Genomic DNA, 25,913 nt, shown 5'->3' with positions numbered 1-25,913 from the left:
CTGTCGCATACATAGGATGTCTGTCGTGAATCGCATCGATGCCCACCACCACGTCTGGGACCTGTCCGCCCGCTCCCACGCCTGGCTCGACGCCGCCAAGATGGCCCCGGTACGCCGCACGTTCACCCTTGATGACCTCGCCGGACATGCTGCCGCCAACGGTGTGACCGCGACCGTGCTGGTGCAGGTGCTGCCCGATCTCGACGAGACCAGAGACTTCCTGACGCTCGCCGCAGAGTCAAGACTTGTGTCGGGAGTCGTCGGATGGATCGACCTGACCGAGCCCGGCGCCTCCGACACGCTGGCCGCCCTGCCGGAGGGGCTGGTGGGCGTGCGGCACGGCGTGCAGTCCGAGGCCGACCCCGCCTGGCTCAACCGGCCCGACGTGCGCAGGGGGCTGGCCGCCGTGGCGGACGCGGGGCTGGCCTACGACCTGCTGACGCTGCCCCACCAGCTCCAGGCCGCCATCGACACGGTGAGCGCGCTGCCGGAGCTGACGTTCGTGCTCGACCACCTGTCCAAGCCGCCGATCGCCGCGGGGGAGCTGGAGCCGTGGCGCGGCCGGATCCTGGAGCTGGCCGCGCGGCCCAACGTCTTCTGCAAGCTGTCGGGGATGGTCACCGAGGCCGACTGGGATTCGTGGCGCACGTCCGACCTGCGGCCGTACGCCGAGACGGTGCTGGGGGCGTTCGGCCCCGAGCGGGTCATGTTCGGCTCCGACTGGCCGGTGTGCCTGCTCGCGGCCGGGTACGACCAGGTCGTCTCGGCCGCGGACGAGCTGTGCGCCGGGCTGTCGGAGAGCGAGCGGGCGGAGGTCTTCGCCGGCACGGCCCGGCGCGCGTACAAGCTCTAGGTGGCGCTCTCCACCCTGAACGTCGTGTGGTACGTGCGCGACTCCTGCGGCCCGAGCCAGATCATGCTGCCGTCCTGCCGGGCCGCGGCGTCGCCGGACACGTGATGCGTGGACGGCTCCAGCCCGACCGCGTAGTTGCCCGAGCGCAGGTTCAGCCACTCGAAGAAGTACGGGAACTCCGCCGCCCGCCACTCCACGGCCACCCGCATGCCCAGGCGGTCGTTGGCCACGGCCACCCGGTGCAGCCCGTCGGGCCGGGGGACGAGCGCGTGCTCGTACACCTGCTCCACGAACCCCGGCACCGGCCCCGGGAACGTGAGGTGGTCGGCCTTCTGCTCGGCCACGCTGTCGCTCTGCCACAGCGTCTCCCGGATGTCGGCCTCCAGCCTGGCGCCCTCGTCGAGCAGCGGCCAGCCCAGGTTGATGTGGTAGAGGTACATGTGCGGCGTCGGCTCGAACCCCGCGTTCGTCACCGTGTCGACCAGCCGGATCTCGTCGCCGCCCAGGTCGGCCTCGATCCGCCGCACCAGCCGCAGGTTCTCGGCGAAGACCGCCGCCTGCCGCACCTCGCCCTCGGCCCACAGCACGCACCGCTCGCCGTCCCACCGCTCGCCGTAGCCGGTCAGCCTGGCGGGCAGGTTGCCGGCGCGGCCGTGCAGCCCGTGCCGTACGGACTCGCGCGGCGGATACCGGTACGCGTCGGCCGGCACGTCCCCGCCGAACAGCGTGTGGTCCAGCCCGGCCGTCACGATCAGCCCGGAGAACGAGCGCAGCCACGACAGCCCGTCCTCGTCGTTGTGCTCGTGCAGCCCCGGATGGCGGAACCCGGTGGGGGAGCGCCAGCCGAACGCGCGCCCCGCGTGCTCGGCGTGCCCGAGGTCCATGCACCGGTCGACCAGCACCTCGAACGCAAGCCCCGAGCCGGTACGGAACTCCAGCGCCCTGATCCCGCGCTCCACGCCGTCGCCCAGCGTGACCAGGCGGACCCCGCCGGCCGCGCTCAGGTCACCCGTCAGCTCGGCCAGCCGCCTGCGGTCCGGCATCATGCCATCACCCACCCTCCGTTGACTTCGATGGTCTGGCCCGTGACGAACGAGGCGTCGGGGCCGGTCAGGAACGACACCACGGCGGCCAGCTCGTCGGGCGTGCCGCGCCGCTGCAGCGCCTGCCGCTCCAGCACCATCCGGTTGTACGCCTCCAGGTCCTCGTGGATCTCCTCGGCGGCCGTCGGGAACGCGCCGGGCGAGACGCAGTTGACCCGGATCTCCCGGGGGCCGAGCTCGCGGGCCAGCGCCCTGGTGAACGCCGCCGCCGCGCCCTTCGTGGACACGTACGCGGCCAGGTCGGACCAGCCGCCGTGCATGGTGATCGAGGCGACGTTGACGATCGCGCCGCCGCCCAGCTCCGCCATCTGGCGGGCCGCGTGCTGCGCGCACAGCCAGTAGGCGCGCTGGTTGACCGCGATCACGCGGTCGTACTCGTCCAGCGGCACCTCCAGGAACGGGCGGGCCGGGTAGACGGCGGCGTTGTTGACGAGGACGCCGACCGGGCCGAGCCGCGCGGCCGTCTCCTCGAACGCGGCCTCGATCGCCGCCGGGTCGCGCAGGTCGGTCTTCAGGTTGAGCGCGCCCTCCAGGCCGCCCGCGTCGACGTCGAGTGCCGCCACCCGGTGGCCGTCGGCGGCCAGGCGGCGCACGATCGCGCGGCCGAGCGCCCCGGCGGCGCCTGTGACGAGCGCCGTGGTCGCCGTGGTCATGCTGTCCTCCATTCCTCGTGCAGGGTCTTGAGCAGGTCGCGGGCGGGCGTTCCGGCGAGCAGGCCCTCGCGGATCAGCGCGGACGACCGCTCCTGCAAGGCGATGTAGCCGGGGAAGCGCGGCCTGACCCAGGCGGCCTCCATGGTGGCGAGCGTGTCGCGGTAGAAGCCCGGGGTGTCCCATACGGCCCGCGCGGCCGGCTGCCCGCCCGTGGCAGGGAAGAGGGTGCCCTGCACGGGCGCGGACGTCAGCCGCAGCAGGTGCGCCCGCACCGCCTCGCGGATCTCGCCGATGCGGCGCCGCGAGACCACCAGCCCGGTGCCGCCGAGCACGCTGCCCGGCGCCCGCCCGGGCCAGGCGGGCGCGTCGCCGAAGGTGAGCGGATAGGTGACGTACCCGTACAGCAGCGGGCACCAGTCCACCTCGCCGGCCGCCATCGCGTCCAGCACCCCGATCGGGTTGCGCAGCGACACCGCCGGGTCGGCCAGGGCGAGCAGCTCCGCCATCAGCTCCAGCGCCCGCTGCCCGGCCTCCTCGTCGAGGAAGTCCCCGCACGTCACCGCGCAGAACATGAGGAAGGCGTGCGGCCCGCCGAGGCACAGCGCCATCCGCCCGGACCGCGCCGCCTCGCGGACCCCGGGCCACGACGACGGCACGCGCACGCCCGGCCGGGCGGCGGCCACCTGCGTGGCGGCGTCCAGCGGCAGCGCCCACTGCCGCCCGTCCAGCCGGTAACTGTCCAGCGAGCGGCCCGCGAACCGCAGCCCGGCCAGCTCCTCCGGCTCGAACAGCTCCTCCATCGGCACCAGCGCGTCCGTCGCCGCGCCCAGCCCAGGGTGATCGATCACCATCACGTCGTACGTCCGGCACAGCTTCGCGATCGGCTCCGACTCGAAGCCTTCGAGCGGCTGCCGATCCCAGGTGATCGGCTCCGGCACCGCCCCGTACGGGTTCGCCCCCGCCAGGTCGAGCCGCGTCAGCTCGTCCAGCGGCGCGTACCCGCGCGGATGGTCCCAGGTCAGTCCTCGCATGCCAGCACGCCCTCCGCCGCCAGCTCGGCCGTGCGCTCGGCGGAGTACCCGAGCTCTTCGAGCAGCTCCCTGGTGTGCTCGCCCACCAGCGGCGCGCCCCTGCGCACCCCGGGCGGGGTGGCGCTGAAGCGGTACGGGAAGCCGGGCGTGGTGACCGTGCCCTCGGTGCGGTGCTCGTAGGTGACGAACGAGCCGTTGTGCTCGACCTGCGGATCCTTCACCAGGTCCGCGTAGCCGTACACCGGGCCCGCCCACAGGTCGTGGCGGGACAGGATCTCCAGCCACTCGTCCGTGGTGCGCTCGGGCAGGCGGCCGGCCACCAGCGCGGTGATCTCGTCGCGCCGCGTGTGGCCGTCGGCGTCGCCGTCCATCGCGGCCAGCTCCGGCAGGTCCAGCGCCACGGCCAGCCCGTCCAGGCGGGGCATGCCGAGCGCGATGAACCCGTCCTTGGTGGCGAAGACGCCGTACGGGGCGCGGATGTAGGTGTGGCCGTGCGGCTCGCGTCCGCGCCGCTGCGGCACCCTGCCGACCGTGAAGATCGACAGCTCCTGCATCTGCACGGCGACGGCCGCGTCCAGCATGTTCACGCTCACCCGCTGGCCCTCGCCGGTGCGCTCGCGGTGCAGCAGCGCGGCCAGCGCGCCCTCGAACGCGCTGTAGGCGGTGATGGCGTCGATCGCGTACGAGCCGGCGGGCGCGGGCGGGTCGCCCTCGCGGCCGGTGCTCAGCATGGCGCCGCTCATGGCCTGCAGCAGCAGGTCCTGGCCTGGACGGGAGATGTACGGGCCGGTCTCGCCGTAGCCGGACATGGAGACGTACACGATGGACGGGTTCAGCCCGCTGATCGTGCCGTAGTCCATGCCGAGCCGCTCGGCCACGCCGGGCCGGTAGTTCTGCAGGAACACGTCGGCCGTCGCCGCCAGCCTGTGCACGATCTCGCGGCCCTCGTCGGACTTGAGGTTCACGGCGAGGCTGCGCTTGTTGCGGTTCAGCGACAGGAACGAGGCGTTGACCCGGTTGCCGTTGGCGCCGCCCGCCGGGGCGTGCCGCTGCCACTCGCCGGTCACCGGCTCCACCTTGACCACGTCCGCGCCCAGGTCGCCCAGCCGCATGGCGGCCAGCGGGCCCGCCATCGCGATGGACAGGTCCACGACGCGGTAGCCGTCGAGCACTCCCATGGTCATCGCCCTTCGAAGACGGGCTCGCGGCGGGCGGCGAAGGCGGCCCTGCCCTCGGCCGCGTCGGCGGTGGCGAAGCAGACGGTCTGCAGGTCGCGCTCGTACTGGATGGCCTGGTCGAGCGGCATCGAGTAGGCGGCCTTGAGATTGGCCTTGGCGGTCTGGGCGGCGATCGGCGGGCGCTTGGCGATGGTGTGCGCCAGCGTCCTGGCCGCCTTCATGAGCCGGCCGGGCGCGTGCACGTCGGTGACCAGCCCCCACGCCTGGGCGCGGGCGGCGTCCACGGGGTCGCCGGTGAGCAGCATCGTGGCCGCGTTGCTCGGGCCGACGGCGTGGGCCAGCAGCGCCGACTGGCCGCTGCCGCCGATCCAGCCCAGCTTGATCTCCGGCGCCGCGAACGTCGCCGTCTCGGCGGCGAGCCGGATGTCGCAGGCCATGGCCAGCTCCAGGCCGCCGCCGTAGGCGTAGCCGTTGACGGCCGCGATGATCGGCTTGCGCAGGGCGCGGACGGCGTCGCCGTAGTCGCCGCGGTTGCGGAACTCCCACGGCGTGGCGTACTCGTCGAGCTCGCGGATGTCGCTGCCCACGCAGAACGAGCGCTCGCCGGCGCCGGTCAGCACGGCCACGCGGAGGTCGGGGTCGGCGTCCACCCGGCTCAGGCAGGCACGCAGCGCGGCGGCCATGTCGGGGGTGATCGCGTTCAGCTTGGCGGGTCTGTTGAGGGTGACGACGGCCACGGGGCCATCGACCTCGAGGAGGACGTCCAAGGGGAGCCTTTCCAGCTAACAGCAGAGACGTACGTGCTGCTCGGCGTCTGCGCGGGCCACTTCGACCACCGTGCGCATGGCCTCCTCGGCCTTGCGGTGGTGCCGGCGCCTGATCGCCTGGGCCACGCGTTCGTGGCCGGGCAGCGTTTCCTTGTTGTGCGCCACCGAGCGGGTGTGCACCTGGCGCACGGACCGCAGGGCGATGCTGATCATGTCGTAGACGTAGAGCAGCAGGTCGTTGTCGGCGGCGGCGAACACCGCCTGGTGGAAGGCCAGGTCGGCCTCGATGAACGGCTCGGGGTCGTCGGCCGTGGCGTACAGCGCGGCCAGGGCCTCGTCGATGCGCCGCACGGCCGCCGCGTCGGCCCGCTCGGCCGCCACCCTGGCCGCGCCGGGCTCCAGCGCGACCCGCAGGTCGGCCAGCACCCTGATGTCCTCAGGCCGGGGCTCGGGCTCGAAGCGCCAGCTCAGCACGTCGGCGTCGAGCAGGTTCCAGGACTCGCGGGGGCGCACGATCGTGCCCGCGCTCCTCCTGGTCTCCAGCAGGCCCTTGCCGGCCAGCACCTTGACGCCCTCCCGCACCGCGGAGCGGCCCACGCCGAGCTCGCCGACGAGCTCCTCCTCGATGGGGATGGACGTGCCGGGGGCCAGCGAGCCGCCGACGATGCGGGCGCCGAGGGCGTGCACGACCTGGACGTTCCTGGCCGAGTCCCTCTGGGGATCAGTTGCCACGGCTCCGCACGCTATCCCGCGCGCGCCCGTTTTCCTAGACCTTCATCAGATGAAGTTGGATTTTCATCTGATGAAGTGACATTGGAGCACTTTGGTCGTACCATTCGGGTAAATGGTACGACCAATTGGGGTGATCACCGTCGATCCCGTCTCCGCCGCCCTGTCCGGGCTGATCAGGGAGCTCGGCGAGGGCGCCAGGCTGCCGCCCGAGCGGGAGCTGGCCGAACGCCTCGGCGTCAGCCGCACCGCGCTGCGCGACCGCCTGCGGCTGCTCGACGCCTTCGGCGTGCTGAGCAGGCGCCAGGGCTCCGGCACGTACGTCCAGCGGCTCGACCCCCAGGGGCTGGAGACCGCGCTCGACCTCGCCCTGTCGTCCAGCCACCTGACCATCGAGTCCCTGCACTCCGTACGCGTCGCGCTCGAACGCCAGGCCGCCAGGGAGGCCGCGCGCAGGGGCGACCCGGTCGCCATCGCCCACGTCGGCAAGGCCCTGGCCGACATGGAGGCCGCCGCCGGCGCCGAGGACATCGACCACGCCGACTTCGCCTTCCACCAGGCGCTGCTGCACGCCACCGGCAACCCCGCGCTCACCTTCTTCGCCGACGCGATGACCGGCGTGCTCTTCCGCGCCGTACGCCAGCGCCGCGACCGGCTCAAGACCCACCCCCGCGACAAGGAGGTGTCGGTGGCCGCCCACCGGCCCCTGTACGAGGCGCTGCTCGCCGGCGACGCGGACGCCGCCGGGCAGGCCAGCGACGACCACTTCCAGGTCTGGCACGACCTGTTCACCCACCCCCGGATGGAGCGGCCTTGACGGCAACACTCGGACTCGTCCACACCTCGGCCACGCTGGTGCCGGTGTTCGCCGAGCTGTGCGCGAGACACCTGCCCGGCGTCGAGACGTTCAACATCGTCGACGACAGCCTGATCAAGAACACCATCGCCGCCGGCCGCCTCACCCCCGAGACGGCCCGCCGCGTCGCCGGCCACATCGGCTCGGCGGAGGCCGCCGGCGCCTCCCACATCCTCGTCACCTGCTCCTCGATCGGCCCGGCCGTGGAGGCGTCCGAGCCGCTGACCGGCGTGCCGGTGCTCCGCGTGGACCGGCCGATGGCCGACCGCGCGGTCGCGCTCGGCCGCCGCATCGGCGTGCTCGCCACCCTGTCCACCACCCTGGAACCCACCGCCGACCTCGTACGGCGGCGCGCCCTCGCGGCCGGGGCCGGGATCTCGCTGGAGGCCCGGCTGTGCGAGGGCGCGTTCGAGGCGCTGATGAGCGGCGACGCCGCCACCCACGACGCCCGCGTGGCCGAGGCGCTGAGCGAGCTGGGCGGGCAGGTGGACGTGGTCGTGCTGGCCCAGGCGTCGATGGCGCGGGTGGCCGGGACGGTCCCGGTGCCCGTCCCGGTCCTGGCCAGCCCGCCGCTGGCCATGGAGCACCTGGCGAAGGAGCTGCATGCGTGAGCCGGCGGTGAACCAGGACTCCGGCCGTGAGCTGACCGTGGCCACGTACCAGGTGGTGACCCGCCTTCCCCTGGAGCAGGCCGTGAGCGCGATCGCGGGCGAGCAGAGCACCGGCACGTTCGTCAGCGTCGCCGGCGAGACCGACGAGCTGCGCGCCCGGCACAGCGCGGTCGTGCTCGACATGACCGAGATCCCCGCACCGATCACCGAGGCCCTGCCGGGCGCGCGCGGCGACAAACCGCTGCACGCCGCCCTCGTCCGCATCGGCTTCCCGCTGGACAACACCGGGCCGTCCCTGACCAACCTCTTCCCCGTGGTCGCGGGCAACCTCTACGAGCTGCGCGAGCTGGCGGGGCTCAAGCTGGTGGACCTGGAGCTGCCTGCCGCGTTCGGGCAGGCGTACCTGCCGGCGGGGTTCGCCGTGGCGGGCACCCGGCGGCTCGTCGGGCGGTCGTCCGGGGTGCTGATCGGCACGATCGTCAAGCCCAACGTCGGCCTGCGCCCGTCCGACTACGTGGACCTGGTGCTGGAGCTCGGGCTGGCCGGGGCCGACTTCATCAAGGACGACGAGGTGAACGCCGACTGCCCGCCCGCGCCCCTGCCGCAGCGCATCAGGGCCGTGACGGGCGCGCTCGACGAGGTGGAACGGCGTACGGGGCGGCGGCCGATGTACGCCTTCAACATCAGCGACGAGCCCGACCGCATGGTGCGCAACCACGACCTGGTCGTGGCCGCCGGCGGGACCTGCGTCATGGTCAACCTCAACGTCGTCGGCTTCCCCGCCGTGGCCATGCTGCGCCGGCACGCCAGGGTGCCCATCCACGCGCACGTCACCGGCATCGGGGCGCTGGCCAGGCACGCGGGGCTGGGAATCGGGCACCTGGCGTACCAGAAGCTGGCCCGGCTCACGGGGATCGACCACCTGCACTGCGGGGGGTTCCACAGCAAGTTCTACGTCACGGACGACGACGTGGCGGCGATGGTCGCCGCCGTGCGCACGCCGCTGCTCGGCGGCTTCCCCTGCCTGCCGGTGCTGTCGTCGGCGCAGTGGGCGGGGACCGCGCCGGTCACGCTGGAGCGGACGGGGACGGACGACCTGCTGGTGCTGGCCGGCGGCGGCGTGCTCGGCCACCCGGCCGGGCCGGCGGCCGGGATCACGAGCATCCGGCAGGCCTGGGCGGCGACGGTCGCGGGCGTGCCGCTGTCCGAGGTGGACTCGCCGGAGCTGGCCAGGGCGCTGGAGCACTTCGGTGGGGCGGTGCCGTCGTGACGCTCGTCGCCTTCGTGGCCGACGACTTCACCGGCGCGACGGACGCGCTGTGGCAGTTCCGGCGGTTCGGGCTGAGCGGGTCGCTCGTCACGGACGTCACCCACCTGCACGACCGGGACGACGTCATCGGCATCGCCACCACCGCGCGGGCGTCGGCCGACCCGGTGGCGTCGGCACTGCCTGCCCTGCGGGCCGTGGCGGCGCTCGGGCCGCTGGCCGTCCAGTACAAGGTCTGCTCGACGTTCGACTCCTCGCCCGGCCACGGCAGCATCGGAGCGGTCATCGCGGCCCTGCACCGCGAGGGGCTGGCTCGCGGCGCGGTGCCGGTGCTGGCCGCGCAGCCGGAGTTCGGGCGTTACACGTGGTTCGCCAACCACTTCGTGCGGGCGGGGGAGGAGGTGGTCAGGCTCGACCGCTACCCGCCGACCCGCGACCACCCGGTCACCCCGGCGACCGAGGCCGACCTGCGGGTGCGGCTGGCCGAGCAGGGGGCGGGCCGTACGGGGTGGCTGCCGGCGGGGGCGTCGCAGGAGGAGTACGCGGCCAGGCGGTCGGACGCGGCCGTCGTCGCCGACGCCATGACGGAGGCCCACCTTGTCGCGTTCGGCCGCCTCCTCCTCACCGCCGCCGGCAGGCGGGCGCCGCACCTGGGCGAGGGCGCGGCGCACCCTGGGGGCGTGCCGGAGGCCGGTGGGGGAGCGCTGTACTGCGTCGGATCGGGGGGCCTGAGCTACTCCTTGGCCGCCGCCCTGACCTCCGGCCGCCCGGCACGCGGCGGCGCGACGCTCGGCGCGGCCGGGCCGGTGCTGGTGGTGTCCGGGAGCCGGTCGCCGGTCACCGCCCGGCAGATCGACGCGGCCGAGCGGGCCGGATGGACGGTGCTGGACGCCGCCGACGGGCTCGACGCGATCGCGCACGCCGAGGCGAGCCTGCGCGAGGGCCGTCACACCATCGTGCAGTCGACGCGCGGGCCGTCCCGCGACCCCGCGGGCGTCGGCGAGTCGCTCGGCCGGGTGGCCGCCGCGGCGGTCCGGGCCGGGCTGGTGCGGCGGCTGGTGGTGGCGGGCGGCGACACCTCCGGCCAGGTCGTCGCCGCGCTCGGGGCCCGCGCCCTGGACGTGGTCGGCACGCTGGCGGTCGGCGGCCCGGTGTGCGTGCTGGCATCGGACGACCCCGCCTGCGACGGGCTGGAGGTGGCACTCAAGGGCGGCCAGGTGGGCGGCGAGGACTTCTTCCTGAGCGCCGCCTCGGGATCCGGGCCGCGCCCGGCGCGGGGGCGCTGAGATCATCCGCCCCGCGTACAGCTCTCCCAAGCGAATATGATATGGAGGCTTTGTCCGGACGGCAATTAATGTCCGGATTCTGTGACACAAGGGCTTATGAGGTGATCTCACGAGGTCATCGGTAAGCGGCATTTCCGCAGGTCGAGTGCGACATTTGGGCACCTGGGACGCCTTGTCGATCTATTGTAGGTGACCTTACCGTTATATATCGCCGTTTCTGGCTGTTATATTTTTACTTATATTCTGCGCCCTGATCGCCATCTCGACATCGCGTTGACATTTCACGATGCGAGATGGGTTTTCGTTGCGGGGGGCGCCTCTCCGTCAGGAAGGTTGGGCCCCCGGTCAGCGCGAACGGAGAGTGATGGGCAAGTACCTGCTCCGCAGGTTGGCAATAAATGTGATCTTGGTCGCCATCGCGGCCAGTCTGGCGTACATCCTCGCGGCCTCCACCATGAGCCCGCGCGGCGCGTACGAGGGGCGCCAGCCCCCGGTGGCCGAGGCGGTCATCGACGCCACACTTGATGCCTACAACCTGAACGACAAGACCCCCGTGCTCCAGCGCTACGCGACCTGGGCCAAGGGTGTCGTCACCGGAGACTTCGGCAGGACCTGGAACGGCGGCTCCGTCAACGGCGAGATGGGCCGGCGGATCATGGTCAGCGCCCGGCTCCTGCTCATCGGCACGCTCCTCGGCTTCGCCGTGGGCGTGGCGCTGGGGGCGTTCTCGGCGGTGAAGCAGTACAAGCTCAGTGACCGGTTAATAGGTGTCTCCTCCTTCGTGATCATGGCGATCCCCGTGTTCGTGCTCGCCACCCTGCTGGCGATCGGCACGTACAACCTGAACAGAGGGCTCGGGTTCACGCTGATCGAGTACACCGGCGAGTACAACCCGCAGCTGTCGGGCTGGGACCAGTTCCTCAACCGGCTGAACCACCTCATCCTGCCGACGATCTCGCTCAGCCTCGGCTCCATCGCCTTCTACAGCCGGATCCAGCGCAACATGATGCTCGACGTGCTGAACCAGGACTTCGTGCGGACCGCGATCGCCAAGGGCCTGCCGCGCAGGAAGGCGCTGATCAAGCACGCGCTGCGGACCGCGCTGATCCCGTCGGCCACGTACTTCGCGTTCGCGTTCGGGACGATGTTCACCGGCGCCACGTTCACCGAGAAGATCTTCGCCTGGCACGGCATGGGCGCCTGGCTGGTCGACTCGATCAACCAGAACGACGTCAACTCCGTCGCCGCCGTGACGTTCTTCGCCGCCGTGTGCGTGCTGGCCGCGTCGTTCCTGTCGGACCTGCTGGTGGCGGCCCTCGATCCTCGGGTGCGGGTGAGCTGAGATGCGATCGAAAGTCGTCTTCAAGCGCCTGCTGGCCAACAAGCAGGCCCGTTACGGGTTCATCGCGCTGATCCTGCTGGTGGCGCTGGCCTACCTCGGCCCCTACTTCGGCCCGTACGACTGGACCGAGAAGGACTTCATGGCCTTCATGTCCGGCCCCAGCCCCGACCACTGGTGGGGCACCACCTCGATCGGCGCCGACATGTACGCGGTGACGCTGCGCGGCATGCAGAAGTCGATCGTCATCGGCCTGCTGGTGGCGCTGATCTCCACCGGCCTGGCCGCGATCGTGGGCGCCTTCGCCGGCTACTTCGGCGGCTGGATCGACAAGGTGCTCATGTGGGGCGTCGACCTGCTGCTCGTCCTGCCGAGCTTCCTCATCATCGCCATCGTCTCGCCGCAGCTCAGGGAAGGCGCGTCGTGGTTGTGGTTCGTGGCGCTGCTGGCCGCGTTCTCCTGGATGATCACCTCCCGGGTGGTCCGCAGCATGACGCTGTCGCTGCGCGAGCGGGAGTACGTGCTGGCCGCGGTCTACATGGGCATCCCGCGCTGGAAGATCATCTTCCGGCACATCGTGCCCAACCTGTCCTCCTTGCTGATCATCGACGCCACGCTCAACGTCAGCGGCGCGATCATCGGCGAGGCGGCGCTGTCCTTCTTCGGCTTCGGCATCCAGCCGCCGGACGTCTCGCTCGGCACGCTGATCGCGGAGGGCTCCCGCAACGCCACCGGCTACCCGTGGCTGTTCGCCTTCCCCGCCGGTCTCCTGGTCGCGCTGGTGCTCAGCGTCAACCTGATCGGCGACGGCCTGCGTGACGCACTCGACCCGGGGAGCAACTCGTGAGCATCTTGGAGGTCAGGGACCTCACCGTCACCTTCCCCGGCGGCATCCAGGCCGTGCGCGGCGTCAGCTACGAGGTCGAGCGCGGCGAGGTGCTCGGCATCGTGGGCGAGTCCGGCTCGGGCAAGTCCGTCACCTCGCTCGCCGTCATGGGGCTGCTGCCGCGCAACGCCCAGGTCAGCGGCTCGGTCAGGCTGCACGGCCAAGAGCTGCTCGGCATGAAGGAAGACGACCTGGTCAAGGTGCGCGGCAAGGCCATCAGCATGATCTTCCAGGATCCGCTGTCGGCCTTCACGCCCGTCTACACGATCGGCGAGCAGGTCGCCGAGGCCGTCCGCATCCACCAGAAGCTGGGCAAGGACAAGGCGGCCAGGCGCGCCGTCGAGCTGCTCGACCTCGTCGGCATCCCGAACCCGCACCTGCGGGCCAAGGCGTTCCCGCACGAGTTCTCCGGCGGCATGCGGCAGCGCGCGATGATCGCCATGGCCGTCGCCAACGACCCCGACCTGCTGATCTGCGACGAGCCGACCACCGCGCTCGACGTCACCATCCAGGCGCAGGTCCTGGAGGTGCTCAAGACCGCGCAGCGGGAGACGGGCGCCGGCATCGTGATGATCACCCATGACCTGGGCGTCATCGCCGGCATGGCCGACCGGGTGCTCGTCATGTACGCGGGCCGCCCGGTCGAGCAGGGGCCCGTGGACGACATCTACTACCGGCCGCGCATGCCGTACACGATGGGGCTGCTCGCCTCGATCCCCAGGATCGACGGCGAGGAGGGGCCGCTCGTGCCCATCGAGGGCAACCCGCCCTCGCCCGCCTCGCTGCCGCCCGGCTGCCCGTTCGCGCCGCGCTGCCCGATGAAGGTGGACATGTGCGACGACGAGGAGCCGCCACTGACGCCATTCGGCGGCGGGCGTCACGTCGCGTGCATCCGCGCGCACGAGATCGAGCACAAGGGCCTGAGCGGCGCCGACGTGTTCCCGGTGCCGGTGATCCCGCCGAGCGACGTGGTACGCGTGCCGCGCGCCGAGCGCGCCACCGTGCTGGAGCTCGACGACATGAAGCGGCACTACCCGCTGATGAAGGGCGCGGTCTTCAAGCGCCGCGTCGGCACCGTGTTCGCGGTGGACGGCATCAGCTTCGACATCGCCGAGGGCGAGACGCTGGCCCTGGTCGGCGAGTCGGGATGCGGCAAGACCACCACGCTGCAGCAGATCATGCAGCTCGAGCCGCCGCAGGGCGGCCGGGTGGTGGTGCTCGGCAAGGACAGCGCCAAGCTGGACAAGGCCGCTCGCAAGGCGCTGCGCGGTGACCTGCAGATCGTCTTCCAGGACCCGATGGCCGCGCTCGACCCGCGCATGCCGATCGGCGACATCATCGCCGAGCCGCTGCGCGCGCACGGCAAGACGGGCGACGTGCGGGCCAAGGTCGCCGAGCTGCTCCAGCTCGTCGGGCTGGCCGCCGAGCACGCCGAACGGTACCCGCAGCAGTTCTCCGGCGGCCAGCGGCAGCGCATCGGCATCGCCCGCGCGCTGGCCCTGGAGCCGAAGGTGCTGGTGCTGGACGAGCCGGTCTCCGCGCTCGACGTCTCCATCCAGGCAGGCGTGATCAACCTGCTGGAGGAGCTGAAGAACAGGCTCGGACTGTCGTACCTGTTCGTGGCCCACGACCTGGCCGTGGTGCGGCATCTGGCCGACCGCGTGGCCGTCATGTACCTGGGCAGGATCGCCGAGATCGGGACGGTCGAGAACGTCTACGACCGCCCGGCGCACCCCTACACGCAGGCGTTGCTGTCGGCGATCCCACTGCCCGACCCCGAGATGGAGCGCACCCGCAAGCGGATCCTGCTCGAAGGCGATCTGCCGAGCCCGGCGGATCCGCCGTCGGGGTGCCGTTTCCGTACTCGCTGCCCCAAGTTCGCCCGGCTCAGCGAGGCGGAGCGGCGGCGGTGCGTGGACGAGGAGCCCTCGGTTGCCCGGCTGGCGAACCGCGTCGACCACGGCGCCGCCTGCCATTACGCGGAGGAGATCGAGGTCATCACGGCCTCGGACAATCAGGAGGAAGAGTGAAGGTTCGTTACCGTGCGGCCGCTGGGCTGGCGGTCCTCGCCCTGGCCGCTGCGGCCTGCGGCGGAGGCGGCGGCTCCAACAACAGCCAGCCGAACGCGCAGCAGTCCCAGCAGGCGCAGCAGCAGATGGCGGAGACCCCGGCCATCAGCATCAACCCCGTCCCCTACGAGCAGGTCAAGGACGGTGGCACCCTCACCCTCACCATCGGCCAGTGGCCGAGCCAGTGGAACCCCATCCACGTGGACGGCAACCAGCGGGACACGGCGGACATGCTCGACCCGGTCCTGCCGATCCTGATGAGGTCCGACCAGGAAGCGACCTTCACCCCGAACCCGGACTACCTGACCGACATCAAGAACGACCAGTCGTCGGGTAAGCAGGTCGTCACCTACACGCTGAACGACAAGGCCGTGTGGTCCGACGGCACGCCGATCACGTGGAAGGACATCGAGGCCCAGTGGAAGTCCCAGAACGGCGAGAACAAGAAGTTCAAGCCGGCCTCCACCGAGGGCTGGGACCAGGTCGAGTCGGTCACCAAGGGTGACACCGACAAGGTGGCCATCCTCACCTTCAAGAAGCCGTACCCCGAGTGGAACAGCATGCTGTCCCGCTCGCCGCACCTGATGCCGGCCAAGCACATCACGGAGCCGGACGCCTTCGACAAGGACTACCTGCAGAAGATCCCGGTGACCTCCGGGCCCTTCAAGGTCGAGAGCATCGACGAGGGCACCAAGACGCTCACGCTCGTGCGTGACGACAAGTGGTGGGGCAAGAAGGCCAAGCTCGACAAGGTCATCTTCCGTGCCATCGAGACGCCCGCCGCGCAGGTCAACGCCTTCGCCAACGGCGAGCTCGACATGGTGGAGATCCCGCCGGGCAGCCCGGCCGACCTCAAGCGGGCCAAGGAAGTCCCGAACGTGGACATCCGCAAGGCGCTCAGCCCCAACTGGCGGCACATCACGGTCAACAACCAGAGCGACTTCCTGAAGGACAAGTCGGTCCGGCAGGCCGTGCAGTACGCGATCAACCGTGACGTGATCACGCAGTCGGACCTGAAGGACATGGAGTGGCCGCTGCAGACGCTCGGCAACCACGTCTTCATGAACAACCACAAGGGGTACGTCGACAACTCCGGCGACCTCGGCAAGTACAACCTGGACAAGGCCAAGCAGCTCCTCGACGCGGCCGGCTGGAAGCAGGAGGGCGAGTACCGCAAGAAGGACGGCAAGGAGTTCGCGCTGAGCTTCGTCGTCCCGTCGGGCCTGCCGTACGCCAAGACCGAGGGCGAGCTCACCCAGGCCATGCTCAAGGAGGCCGGGATCAAGGTGACGATCCGGCCGGTGCCCGATGACAAGTTCTTCAACGACTACATCATCAAGGGCGACTTCGACCTGGTGCCGTTCTCCTGGATCGGTGACCCGCAGCCGATCAGCAGCCTGCAGCAGATCTACAAGACCGGCTCCGAGAGCAACTTCCCGAAGGCGAGCGACCCGGCCGTGGACGCCGCCATCGAGGACGCCGTGAGCGAGATGGACCCGGTCAAGGCGATCGAGAAGGCGAACGCCGCCGACAAGCTCGTCTGGGACATGGTGCACACGATCCCGCTGTACCAGCGCCCGGACATCCAGGCGGCCAAGAAGACCCTGGCCAACCTCGGCGCCAAGGGTTACTCCTTCTACGACTGGACGGCGGTCGGCTTCACCGGCTGATCCCCGCTGCCTGACCGAAACCCCCGGCCCTCCGGCCGGGGGTTTCGTCGTTCCTGGATCAGCCGTGCGAGTCGGACACCGAGCCCTTGAAGGTGGTGAAGCAGGACGGGCCGTTGGCGCCGTCGAAGCGGACGGAGTCGAAGAAGTCGCGGAAGTCGATGTAGAAGTTGCCCTTGTCGCGCGGCATGGTCACCGCCGAGCAGCCGTCGTAGCCGGCCTCGGAGAACAGGTGGATCCAGGAGTCGGTACGGTTCCAGTCGGACTTGGCGCGGTCGGCCATGCCCAGCGCTGCCAGGTCGGGGGTGTCGGTCTTGATCTGGATGATGTCCCCGGTGCCGTCGAGGCCGGAGAACATGCAGTAGTAGCCGTCCTGGCACCGGTCGTACCCCTCGGCGGCCTGAGCCGGGGCCGCCAGGGCGGTCAGGGCGGCGGCGGCCAGCGGGAGCGCCAGCATGTGAAGCTTCTTGCCCACTCTTCCTCCATGGGTGAAACTTTCCTTCCGCCTGAACATACATGGCGCGATCTTGTCAGGAAAGGGGTTGACTCAGCTCGCGGCGAACTCCCGCAGCGTCATGGGAGGCCGGCCGCCATGGCGCTCGATGGTGTCGGTGACGCGGTAGAGCGGGTGGTCGCCGGTGCCGATGGCGCGGAAGATCGCCCACAGGTGCGTGAGGTGCTCGACCGCGTACGGATCCCCGTACACGTCCATCGCGCCCGCCTCCCACTCCTCGGGCGGCAGGTCCACGTACTCGACGCCCAGTGCCCGCGCCGCCTCCCCCGCGGTGGCCATCTGCCCGGTCAGCAGGCACACCGGATCGGCCGGAGCCGGATCCAGCAGCAGCCCAGCCCCCACCGCGGCCACGTCGGCGGCCGCGACCAGCGGGATCCGCGTGGAGGGCGGGCCCAGCGGCAGCGCCAGCCGGCCGGCGGCGGCCGCGACGACGGCCAGGTTCTCGAAGAACACCGCCGCCCGCAGGTGCACCGCGCCCACCCCGGCCCAGTCGAAGACCTGCTCCGACAGCCAGTGCCGGCGCATCCGCGGCGTGCCGGCCTCGGGCTGGGCGTCGAGCTGCGACACCTCGACGACGCGTTCCACCCCCTCCTGCCTGGCGGCGGCGGCGAACGCGGCGGTCGCGTCCATCAGGCCCGCCGTCACCGGATAGGTGAAGAACGCCCGCGTGATCCCGCGCATGGCGGGGCGGACCGCGGAGATCTCGCGCAGGTCGCCCACCACCACCTCCGCGCCGAGCTTGCGCAGCTCGGCGGCCCGATCGTCGTCGGAGTGCACGAAGGCCCGCACCTTCTCGCCGCGCTCCAGCAGCAGCTCCGCGACGCGGCGCCCGGTCGCGCCCTGCCGCCCGCCGGCCGCACCGGTGACCAGAATCATCTCTCCTCCTGAAGGGTGAGCCTGAACAGGCCGAGCCGTTCCAGATCGCGCAGGAACGGCTCGGCGGGGAACGCCTCGGCCGGGCCGAAGACGCCGGGGCCCGGGCCCCGGCCGCCCGCCAGCCGGACGGCGGCCTCGACCGAGGCCAGCGCGCTCATCCGCCACAGGTCCTGCCCGCGCGCCTGGCCGGCCCGGCTGCCGCCCTCCGCGATCACCTGCGTGGCGACCGTGAAGTGCGAGCCCGCTCTGGTGGCCGCGTCCACGTGCTCGCTGGTGAACGCCTGCTCCTCCTCGAACGTGTGCGCAGTGAGCTGCGCCTCGACCTGGCGCGCCGCGACGTGCCTGGGCACCGTGACGACCTCGGGGAACGGCACGGGCGCGATCATCGTGCGCGGCCCCAGCGGCGGCGGGAACGGGAAGACGGCGTTGCGCGGCTCGACGTAGCCGACGTGCTCGGCGCCGCCGGTGTAGGTGATCCGCCGGGTGTCGGCGAACAGCAGCTCGGCGGTCTTCCTGGCCCCCGTGGTCAGGCGCCAGCCGGTCACCGAGTAGGCGGTGATCACCCGGTCGATCCCCGTCATGCCGGCGGACGCGGCCCCGGCGAGCAGGTCGCCCAGCCCGCCGTAGAAGCTCATGGCCGTGACCATGGTGATGCCCGCCTCGCGCGCGGGCCCCTGCATCGTGTCGAACATCCACTTCGTGTGGTGCTGCTCCAGGGCGTGGTCCACGTAGTGACAGCCGGCTCGCGCGGCGGCCGTGGCCAGTGCCCTGCCCGTGTCGGTGAACGGGCCCGCGCAGTGGATCAGCACGTCCGCCGAGCCCGCGAGATCGCGCAGCGCGGCGGGCTCGTCGAGCGCGGCCTCGTGCACGAGGGCCCCGCTCAGCTCCTCGGACATGGTCTTGAGCGCGTTGCCGTCGCGGCCGGCCAGGATGATCTCCACACCCCGGTTGTGCAGGTCGGCCGCCACCAGGCGGCCGGTGTGTCCTGTCGCGCCGTAGACGGCGATGTGCGGTGGTGACATGAGTGGTCCTCATTGGGATACTCGGAGTACGTAACTATGTTCGAAGTTACGTACCGCGAGTATGTAAGTCAATGGGAGCACGATGATTCGCCGTACCCAGGCAGAGCGCTCGGACGAGACCACCAGGCGGCTGGTGGACGCCGCGCGGGAGCGGTTCGGAGCTACCGGATACGCGCTGACCTCGATCGACGCCATCACCGCCGCGGCCGGGGTGACCAAGGGAGCCGCTTACCACCACTTCGGCGGCAAGGCGGAGCTGTTCCGCGCGGCCTTCGTGGCCGAACTGGAGACGGTGGACGCCAAGCTGCTGGGCATCGCCGCCGAGGAGCACGACGTGTGGGCGGCGCTGCGGCGTGGCTGCCGGACCTTCCTGGAGCACTGCCTGGACCCCGGGTTCCGGCAGATCGTGCTGCTCGACGCGCCGGCGGTGCTCGGGTGGGAGACCGTACGCGAGATCGAGCACGACCACATGCTGCGCATCCTGCGCGACGGGCTGCACCTGGCCGTGGCCGCCGGGCTGGCGCCGGACGGCGACCTGGACGCCCGCGCCCAGCTCGTCTTCGGCGCGCTGTGCGAGGGCGGCATGCTGCTGGCCAGATCGAAGGAGCCGGCGGCCGACCTGCCGGGCATCGCCGCGGAGGCCGACCGCCTGCTGTCGGCGCTGGTCACGCCACCACGCTGAGCCCGCCCATCGGCGACGACGGGCGGGCGTTCAGGCCGGTGACCGGGGCGGCTCCAGCGGGCTGATCACATGCTGGCCGCTTGCCGCACCTATCCGATCTTGCCGACGCCCGCGCCCGCACGGACCGCTGAGGGGACGGTCTGAGGTGCGTCGACCGTGTAGGAGTAGTACGTGCGGGGCTCGGTCACGGTGCCCGCCACCTCGGGGGTGCCGGAGTTGACGAAGATGTTGTTGCGCTGCACCGCCCTGCCGGGGCCGCTGTCGGCGTAGCCGCTGGCCGAGTAGAGCGGGTGCGGCACGTTCTCGAAGTAGTTGCCCTCGACCACGGCCCCGGCGTTCTCGGTCGAGGCCACCCCGTACAGCTCGTTGCCGAGGAAGTAGTTGTTGTAGATGTGCACCGGCTCGCCGAAGCGGATGCGCGGGTGCCGCTGCCTGCTGTTGTCGAAGAAGTTGTGGTGGATCGTCACCTTGAGGTGGCCGATGTCGGTGCCGCCCGCGCCGTCGGAGTGGCTGATCAGCATCGACTTGTCGGAGTGGTCGAAGTGGTTCCAGGAGACGGTGACGTAGTCGGCGCCCCGTACGACGTCCACCGAGCCGTCCACCGCGCCGGAGAAGGTGTTGTGGTCGATCCAGATGTGGTGGGAGTTCTGGCCGATGTTGACCGCGTCGTCCTCGGCGTTGGTGAAGCGGAGGTTGCGCACGATCACGTTGTACGACCGGTAGAAGTCCAGGCCGCCGCCGGTGATGTGGCCCGAGGTGCCGACGCCCACGATGGTCTTGTTCGGGCGGACCCCCTGCTTGCTGGTGATCGCGATGGTGCCCGAGACCTGGATGACCAGGGGTTCGAGGCTGTCGATGTACTCCAGGAACTGGTCGGCGTTCGTCGCGGTGACGGTCCTGCCGCCGGCGCCGCCCGTGGTGCCGTTCTGGCCGAGCGCGTTGACGGCGGCGAACCCGGTGGGCGCGTCGGCCGCCGTGCGGGCTGCCGTGCGGGCTTCAGTGTGGGCTTGAGCGGCGGCGGGTTGCAGGATGAGGACGGCCGCGAGGACGGCCGCCCAGGGCGAGGGGCGTGACGCGGTCAAGGGCATGGTGCTCTCCGCTGATCTCCGGTGGACGTCGGTCGGTTCGGAAAGCGCTTTCCTGACTGCATTATCGGCACCCCTTCACAGGCGGTAAAGCGGCGATGAAACTTTCACCGGATCGCGACCCGTTTTCCCTGGTGCTCGGGGACCGCCGGGGCGCCGAGGGCCGCAGGCCCGGGAAACTCGGCAGATGTGACCTAGAGTGCCTTTGGGAGCGCTCCCAAATCATCCCTCGAGCCGAGCGCGGAGCAGCGTGCCATGAGCAACCCGAGCAGAAGATGGACGAGCAGGGCCGCCGCGCTGGTGCTCGTCGCCGCGAGCCTGGTGACGGCGCCGCCCGCGGCCGCCGCGGCGCCGGCGGCCTTCCCCTACCAGGATCCCACCCTCCCCGTGCCCACCCGGGTCGCCGACCTCCTGTCCCGGATGTCGCTGGACGAGAAGCTCGGCCAGATGACCCAGGCCGAGCGCGGCTCGGTCAGCGAGGCGGACGTCACCACGTACCGGCTCGGCTCGGTGCTGTCGGGCGGCGGCTCCGCTCCCTCCCCGAACACGGCGACGGGCTGGGCCGACATGTACGACAGGTACCAGAACGCCGCCCTGGCCACGCCCCTCGGCATCCCCATGATCTACGGCGTGGACGCCGTGCACGGGCACAACAACGTGCACGGCGCCACGATCTTCCCGCACAACATCGGCCTCGGCGCCACCCGCGACCCCGCCCTCGCCGAGCGGATCGGCCGGGCCGTGGCCGAGGAGGTGTCCGGCACCGGCATCGACTGGAACTTCGCGCCCTGCCTGTGCGTGGCCCGCAACGACCGGTGGGGTCGCACGTACGAGTCGTTCGGCGAGACCCCCGACCTGCCCTCCTCGATGGCGTCCATCATCACCGGCCTGCAGGGCAGCGCGCTCAACGGCCCCGCCTCCGTGCTGGCCACCGCCAAGCACTACCTCGGCGACGGCGGCACCACGGGCGGCACCGACCAGGGCGACACCCAGCTCTCCGAGGCCGACCTGCGGGCGATCCACCTGCCGCCGTTCGAGGCGGCCGTGGAGCGCGGGGTCGGCTCGGTGATGATCTCCTTCAGCAGCTGGAACGGCGCCAAGCTGCACGGGCACCAGTACCTGATCACCACGGTGCTCAAGGGCGAGCTGGGCTTCGACGGGCTCGTGGTCTCCGACTGGAACGGCATCGACCAGATCGACGGCGCTCCCGGCACCTCGGCGCAGGACGTGCGCACCGCCGTGAACGCCGGCATCGACATGGTCATGGTGCCCGTCGAGTGGCGGCGCTTCATCGACCTGCTGCGCGCCGAGGTGCAGGCCGGGCGGGTCACCACGGCGCGCGTGGACGACGCCGTGCGCCGCGTCCTGACCAAGAAGTTCGAGCTCGGGCTGTTCGAGAAGCCGCTCACGGACCGGTCGTACACCTCCACCGTGGGCAGCGCGGCGCACCGGGCGCTGGCCCGCGAGGCGGTCGCCAAGTCGCAGGTCGTGCTGAAGAACGCGGGCGGCGTGCTGCCGCTCGCCAGGACCGGCGGCAAGATCTTCGTGGCCGGCAAGAGCGCGGACGACATCGGCAACCAGAGCGGCGGCTGGACGATCTCCTGGCAGGGCTCGTCGGGCAACATCACGACCGGCACCACCATCCTGCAGGGCATCAGGAACACCGTGGGCTCCGGCACCACCGTCACCTACAGCCGCGACGGCAGCGGCATCGACGGCAGCTACCGGGCCGCCATCGCCGTCGTCGGCGAGACCCCGTACGCCGAGACCCAGGGCGACCGCCCCGGCGGCCTCGGCCTGGACACCGCCGACCTGAACACCATCGCCACCCTGCGCGCCTCCGGCGTCCCGGTCGTCGTGGTGCTCGTCTCCGGCCGTCCCCTCGACATCGCCTCCCAGCTCTCAGGCTGGAACGCGCTGGTGGCCGCCTGGCTGCCGGGCACCGAGGGGCAGGGCGTGGCCGACGTGCTGTTCGGCGCCGCACAGCCGGCGGGCAAGCTGCCGATGACGTGGATGAGCAGCGCCTCCCAGCAGCCGATCAACGCGGGGGACGGCAAGACGCCGCTGTTCGCGCAGGGGTACGGCCTGACGTACGAGCCCTCCGGCGAGGACGACACCAGCCCGCCCACCGCGCCGGGCACGCCCGTCGCCTCCACCGTCACCTCCTCCTCGGCCACCCTCACCTGGCCGGCCTCCACCGACGACGTGGGCGTGACCGGCTACGACGTGGTCCGCTTACAGGGCACGGCCGAGACGGTGACGACCACCTCGACCACCGCCTCCGCCTCGCTCACCGGCCTGACCGCGAACACCTCCTACACGTTCGCCGTCTACGCCGAGGACGCGGCCGGCAACCGCTCGCCCCGCTCGGGCACGGTCACGCTGACCACCACGGGCGGCACGGGCGGTGGATGCACGGCGACCCCGTCCACGCAGAGCCAGTGGGGCACCGGGTACGTCATCCAGGTCACGGTGACCAACACCGGTACGACGCCCCGCAACGGCTGGACCGTCACCTTCACCCTGCCGCCCGGCCACGCGATCAGCGGCGGCTGGAACGGCACGTTCACCTCGTCCGGCCAGACCGTCACGGTCCGCGACGTGGGCCACAACGGCACGCTGGGGCCGGGCGCCGGCACGTCGTTCGGCTTCCAGGGCACCCGTCCGAACGGCGACACCTCCCTGCCGTCCGGCTACACCTGCGCCTGAGCGCCGCCCGGGCCGGTGGTGCGCTCGCCGCACCACCGGCCCGGCCGGTCCCTTACCGTTCCTCGTACAGCCGCCCGAACTCCACCAGCGGCGTGCCACCGGCGAAGTTCCGGTCAACCTCGGCTCGCTCGGCGGCGCTGGGCGTCGCGTTCGTGCAGCTCACGGGCGCGCTCGACCCCGACATCAGATCGGAGCAGCGCCCGGTGCGCCGGTCCGGCAGGCCGAGGATGTGCCCGATCTCGTGGGTGGCGATCCGCAGCGGGTAGTAGCCCTGGTTGACGGCCTGCCGGCCCATCCAGATCGTGCCCCGCCCGAGGCTGGCGGGCAGGGCCCGGGGCCAGCCGTTGTCGGCGTACACGACGAAGTGGGCGGGCGTGCCGCGGACGAGCCGGACGTTCACCACGTTGGAGTTCCAGACCTGGGCCGCCTGGTCGATCGTGGCGCTGAACTCGGCGGCCCGGCTGGCGTCGTACCTGAGCACCGTGACCAGGGCGGTGGCCTGAGCGGGTGCGGTGACCAGCAGGAACGCCAGGCTCAGGACGACGGAGAGCATGATGCGGAGAGGTCTTGACACGGAGCCTCCTCCAGGAGTTGGGGGTGTTGTGACGGTATGCGCACCCCCTGGTCCCGGAGACGTAGCAAATTGCCCCTATCGCCGTGATATGGCCACTCAGCAGATGGTCTGGCGGCTGTTGACCAGCGTGTTGTTCCTGAAGGTCGTGTTGACGCCGCACGGGTTCTCGGTGATGGCGGAGTTCGTCACCGTCAGGTTCTGGATGACGATGTCGGAGGTGTTGGGGAACTCCGAGCGGGCCGCGAGCCGGATGTCGCCGGGGCCCGTCACCGTGCCGCCCTGGGCGGCGATGTTCACGTTGTGGCAGTTCTCGATGAGGATGGCGTTGTTGCCGGTCTGCGCGATGTCCACCCGGTCGATGACCGCCCCGCCGCTCTCCGAGACGCAGAAGACGCCGCGCCCGCCGCCTCGCGCGATGACCTGGCCGACGCGGATGTTGGTGGGGTAGCCGCTGCCGATCCGGCCGTTCCTGTTGGCCATGCGGAAGGCGGCGTAGCCGGTGCCGGTGCCGGCGCCCTGGGCGTCGACCCTGGTCACCGTGGCGTTGATGGTGTCGTTCAGCAGCAGGCCGGAGTGGCCGGTGTTGCGCGCCGTGACGGTGCCGACGGTCAGGCCGTCCACGCCGTACGTCTCCACGCCGTGGGTGCTGGTGCCGGAGACGTAGACGTTGTCGATGCGCACGTTCCTGGTGCGTACGCTGCGGTCGCCGTGGTTGTCGACGCGGATGCCCAGGCCGCTGGACAGGCGCATGTCGATCTGGCCGAGCGTGACGTTGACGCCGTTGCGCACGAAGATGCCGTAGAGCGGGGCGCCGGTGACGTTCAGGTGCTGCACCTCGACGTCCGTCACGCCTCTGGCGTACACGACGGCCTGGTCGCCGGAGCCGGAGCCGGTCACGTTCACGGTGCCGCAGACGTCCAGCACCGTGTAGCTCGGCAGGGAGAGCCGCGAGCCGGCGCTCATCGAGCCCGAGCCGCGGACCACGACCCGCTGCTTCGACGTGCGGCCGGCGGTGAGGCTGCCCACGGCGGCCTGCATGGCCGACAACATGCTGCTGCCGGTGTAGACGGTCCGGCTGCCGTTGCGCGCGGTCCAGGTGCTGCCGCTGAGCACCGCCTCCGCGTTGTACGAGCCGTCGCCGCACGCGAGCGCGGACGTCGCGGCGCTGCTCTGTGCCGTGGAGCCGCTCTGTGCCGTGGAGCCGCTCTGTGCCGTGGCGCCGGCCGGGGCGGACAGCGGGGCCGCCATGAGCGCCATCGCGGTGAGCCCGGCCGCTAGGCCTAAGGTTCTGGGCTTGCTGCTGCTTCGCATGCTCCGCTCCTGGGGGTCGGGGATCCGGAGAGACTGAATCGATTCATCGCCCGTCATGCCTCTGAACTGGGCCGATACAGGGACGGTGAGGTGGATGCGGCGGCTGAACCGTGGGGAGTATTGCAACGTTCAAATCAGCAGTCAACAAGCCGTGAAACTTACATGACAACGCCCCTGACTCCGCCGGCCGCCCGGCCCCGGCCATCTGTCCGGCGGTCATCCGCGGGGCCGGACCGGTGGGGCGCGGCCGCGGCATGCGGCAGTCCAACCGCCGGAACGGCTTCTGGATCGGCTGCCGTCAAGCCGCCTCGTCCCTGGAATCGGGGACGGGAGCCAGTCGCACGCTGCCGGGGCGGGCCGTCTCGTCGGGGAAGACCCACTTCCGGAACGCCCAGAAGCGGAAGACCATGGCGATCAGCGTGCCGATGATCTGCGCGCTCAGGAAGTCGGCGATCTCCTGGGTCACCAGGCTCACCTCCGGGGTCTCCAGGCCGAACACGTACCGGGAGATCCACAGCGGCGCGGAGCTGAGCACCAGACCGACGCCACTGACCAGGAAGAACAGCGCCGCCTCGTGACGGCGCTCGCGGCCGCCCCTGGTCCGGAACGACCACTCGCGGTTCAGCACGTAGGACACGATCGTCGCCACGAGCACCGCGATGATCTTCGCGGTCACCGGCTTCGGTTCCAGAACGGTGAGCTTCAGCCCATAGAACACCGTGTTGTCCACCAAGAACGTGGTTCCACCCACCACCGCGAACTTCAGCAGTTCACGATGCTTGAGCGCGAGGGCGCGCAGCGGTTCCGGTATTCGCGCGAGTACCGCGTTCGCAATTCGGAGCACC

At 71.2% G+C, this 25,913-nt stretch carries 24 protein-coding genes; 11 read left to right on the top strand and 13 right to left on the bottom strand.

The genetic code is table 11. From position 1 onward, the window contains the following. Nucleotides 1-16 precede the first annotated feature (16 nt). Complete coding sequence (locus ACBJ32_RS31385; protein ID WP_375129780.1) at nt 17-853, top strand: amidohydrolase family protein; 837 nt, start codon at nt 17-19, stop codon at nt 851-853. On the opposite strand, the gene ACBJ32_RS31380 is transcribed toward ACBJ32_RS31385, so the two are convergent. Genes ACBJ32_RS31380 through ACBJ32_RS31355 form a run of 6 tightly spaced genes read right to left on the bottom strand, consistent with a single transcriptional unit; the run spans nt 850 to nt 6,317 of the window. Continuing rightward, the gene (locus ACBJ32_RS31380) at nt 850-1,899 is read right to left on the bottom strand and encodes an aldose 1-epimerase family protein (RefSeq protein ID WP_357871576.1); all 1,050 of its coding nucleotides are present in this window, start codon (nt 1,897-1,899) and stop codon (nt 850-852) included. The genes ACBJ32_RS31385 and ACBJ32_RS31380 overlap by 4 nt on opposite strands. Continuing rightward, nucleotides 1,896-2,609, bottom strand: coding sequence for an SDR family NAD(P)-dependent oxidoreductase (locus ACBJ32_RS31375; RefSeq protein ID WP_375129779.1), 714 nt, complete (start codon nt 2,607-2,609; stop codon nt 1,896-1,898). The genes ACBJ32_RS31380 and ACBJ32_RS31375 overlap by 4 nt, the downstream gene beginning before the upstream one ends. Continuing rightward, nucleotides 2,606-3,640: a hypothetical protein gene (locus ACBJ32_RS31370; RefSeq protein ID WP_375129778.1), complete on the bottom strand. Its 1,035-nt coding sequence runs from the start codon at nt 3,638-3,640 to the stop codon at nt 2,606-2,608. Before ACBJ32_RS31370 ends, ACBJ32_RS31375 begins: the two co-directional genes overlap by 4 nt. Continuing rightward, the gene (locus ACBJ32_RS31365) at nt 3,628-4,818 is read right to left on the bottom strand and encodes a CaiB/BaiF CoA transferase family protein (protein ID WP_375129777.1); all 1,191 of its coding nucleotides are present in this window, start codon (nt 4,816-4,818) and stop codon (nt 3,628-3,630) included. The genes ACBJ32_RS31370 and ACBJ32_RS31365 overlap by 13 nt, the downstream gene beginning before the upstream one ends. Nucleotides 4,819-4,820: 2 nt before the next feature. Next, on the bottom strand, nt 4,821-5,585 hold the full coding sequence (locus ACBJ32_RS31360) for an enoyl-CoA hydratase/isomerase family protein (protein ID WP_375129776.1): 765 nt from the start codon (nt 5,583-5,585) through the stop codon (nt 4,821-4,823). A 15-nt stretch (nt 5,586-5,600) separates the two neighbouring features. Continuing rightward, nucleotides 5,601-6,317, bottom strand: coding sequence for a FadR/GntR family transcriptional regulator (locus ACBJ32_RS31355; protein WP_357871590.1), 717 nt, complete (start codon nt 6,315-6,317; stop codon nt 5,601-5,603). A 112-nt stretch (nt 6,318-6,429) separates the two neighbouring features. Between ACBJ32_RS31355 and ACBJ32_RS31350 the strand changes: the two genes are divergently transcribed. From ACBJ32_RS31350 to ACBJ32_RS31315, 8 genes are all read left to right on the top strand, one after another. Further along, entirely contained in the window at nt 6,430-7,131 is a 702-nt protein-coding gene (locus ACBJ32_RS31350) for a FadR/GntR family transcriptional regulator (protein ID WP_375129775.1), read from the top strand. Then, a complete protein-coding gene (locus tag ACBJ32_RS31345; protein WP_375129774.1) occupies nt 7,128-7,781 on the top strand; it encodes an aspartate/glutamate racemase family protein in 654 nt (217 codons plus the stop codon). The genes ACBJ32_RS31350 and ACBJ32_RS31345 overlap by 4 nt, the downstream gene beginning before the upstream one ends. After that, on the top strand, nt 7,774-9,051 hold the full coding sequence (locus tag ACBJ32_RS31340; protein WP_375129773.1) for a RuBisCO large subunit C-terminal-like domain-containing protein: 1,278 nt from the start codon (nt 7,774-7,776) through the stop codon (nt 9,049-9,051). Before ACBJ32_RS31345 ends, ACBJ32_RS31340 begins: the two co-directional genes overlap by 8 nt. Next, a complete protein-coding gene (locus tag ACBJ32_RS31335) occupies nt 9,048-10,334 on the top strand; it encodes a four-carbon acid sugar kinase family protein (protein ID WP_375129772.1) in 1,287 nt (428 codons plus the stop codon). The genes ACBJ32_RS31340 and ACBJ32_RS31335 overlap by 4 nt, the downstream gene beginning before the upstream one ends. A gap of 364 nt (nt 10,335-10,698) precedes the next feature. Next, nucleotides 10,699-11,676, top strand: coding sequence for an ABC transporter permease (locus ACBJ32_RS31330; protein WP_357879772.1), 978 nt, complete (start codon nt 10,699-10,701; stop codon nt 11,674-11,676). A 1-nt stretch (nt 11,677) separates the two neighbouring features. Beyond that, nucleotides 11,678-12,520, top strand: a complete 843-nt coding sequence (locus tag ACBJ32_RS31325) for an ABC transporter permease (protein ID WP_375129771.1) — start codon at nt 11,678-11,680, stop codon at nt 12,518-12,520. Continuing rightward, the gene (locus ACBJ32_RS31320; protein WP_375129770.1) at nt 12,517-14,589 is read left to right on the top strand and encodes a dipeptide ABC transporter ATP-binding protein; all 2,073 of its coding nucleotides are present in this window, start codon (nt 12,517-12,519) and stop codon (nt 14,587-14,589) included. Before ACBJ32_RS31325 ends, ACBJ32_RS31320 begins: the two co-directional genes overlap by 4 nt. Then, nucleotides 14,586-16,298 (top strand): ABC transporter family substrate-binding protein, encoded by a 1,713-nt coding sequence (locus ACBJ32_RS31315; RefSeq protein WP_375129769.1) that lies wholly within the window; start codon nt 14,586-14,588, stop codon nt 16,296-16,298. The genes ACBJ32_RS31320 and ACBJ32_RS31315 overlap by 4 nt, the downstream gene beginning before the upstream one ends. Nucleotides 16,299-16,356: 58 nt before the next feature. On the opposite strand, the gene ACBJ32_RS31310 is transcribed toward ACBJ32_RS31315, so the two are convergent. From ACBJ32_RS31310 to ACBJ32_RS31300, 3 genes are all read right to left on the bottom strand, one after another. Then, entirely contained in the window at nt 16,357-16,770 is a 414-nt protein-coding gene (locus tag ACBJ32_RS31310) for a peptidase inhibitor family I36 protein (protein ID WP_375129768.1), read from the bottom strand. A 72-nt stretch (nt 16,771-16,842) separates the two neighbouring features. Continuing rightward, nucleotides 16,843-17,685: an NAD(P)H-binding protein gene (locus ACBJ32_RS31305; RefSeq protein WP_375129767.1), complete on the bottom strand. Its 843-nt coding sequence runs from the start codon at nt 17,683-17,685 to the stop codon at nt 16,843-16,845. Then, nucleotides 17,682-18,707 (bottom strand): saccharopine dehydrogenase NADP-binding domain-containing protein, encoded by a 1,026-nt coding sequence (locus ACBJ32_RS31300; protein WP_375129766.1) that lies wholly within the window; start codon nt 18,705-18,707, stop codon nt 17,682-17,684. Before ACBJ32_RS31300 ends, ACBJ32_RS31305 begins: the two co-directional genes overlap by 4 nt. Before the next feature lie 82 nt (nt 18,708-18,789). Between ACBJ32_RS31300 and ACBJ32_RS31295 the strand changes: the two genes are divergently transcribed. Next, a complete protein-coding gene (locus ACBJ32_RS31295) occupies nt 18,790-19,389 on the top strand; it encodes a TetR/AcrR family transcriptional regulator (protein WP_375129765.1) in 600 nt (199 codons plus the stop codon). Nucleotides 19,390-19,478: 89 nt separating this feature from the next. Here ACBJ32_RS31295 and ACBJ32_RS31290 read toward each other — a convergent pair whose 3' ends face one another. Beyond that, nucleotides 19,479-20,477 (bottom strand): polysaccharide lyase family 1 protein, encoded by a 999-nt coding sequence (locus ACBJ32_RS31290; RefSeq protein ID WP_375129764.1) that lies wholly within the window; start codon nt 20,475-20,477, stop codon nt 19,479-19,481. 252 nt (nt 20,478-20,729) lie between these two features. Here ACBJ32_RS31290 and ACBJ32_RS31285 point away from each other — a divergent pair, with 252 nt between their 5' ends. Continuing rightward, on the top strand, nt 20,730-23,183 hold the full coding sequence (locus ACBJ32_RS31285; RefSeq protein WP_375129763.1) for a glycoside hydrolase family 3 N-terminal domain-containing protein: 2,454 nt from the start codon (nt 20,730-20,732) through the stop codon (nt 23,181-23,183). A gap of 52 nt (nt 23,184-23,235) precedes the next feature. Here ACBJ32_RS31285 and ACBJ32_RS31280 read toward each other — a convergent pair whose 3' ends face one another. From ACBJ32_RS31280 to ACBJ32_RS31270, 3 genes are all read right to left on the bottom strand, one after another. After that, nucleotides 23,236-23,757 (bottom strand): snapalysin family zinc-dependent metalloprotease, encoded by a 522-nt coding sequence (locus ACBJ32_RS31280; RefSeq protein WP_375129762.1) that lies wholly within the window; start codon nt 23,755-23,757, stop codon nt 23,236-23,238. Nucleotides 23,758-23,853: 96 nt separating this feature from the next. Continuing rightward, complete coding sequence (locus ACBJ32_RS31275; RefSeq protein WP_375129761.1) at nt 23,854-25,068, bottom strand: hypothetical protein; 1,215 nt, start codon at nt 25,066-25,068, stop codon at nt 23,854-23,856. A 298-nt stretch (nt 25,069-25,366) separates the two neighbouring features. Beyond that, a complete protein-coding gene (locus tag ACBJ32_RS31270; protein ID WP_375129760.1) occupies nt 25,367-25,912 on the bottom strand; it encodes a GtrA family protein in 546 nt (181 codons plus the stop codon). Between the last annotated feature and the right edge of the window lies 1 nt (nt 25,913).

This window comes from Nonomuraea sp. GTA35 (assembly GCF_041950525.1).
Classification (GTDB): Bacteria; Actinomycetota; Actinomycetes; order Streptosporangiales; family Streptosporangiaceae; genus Nonomuraea.
This window is presented reverse-complemented; position numbering and strand designations above follow the sequence as displayed.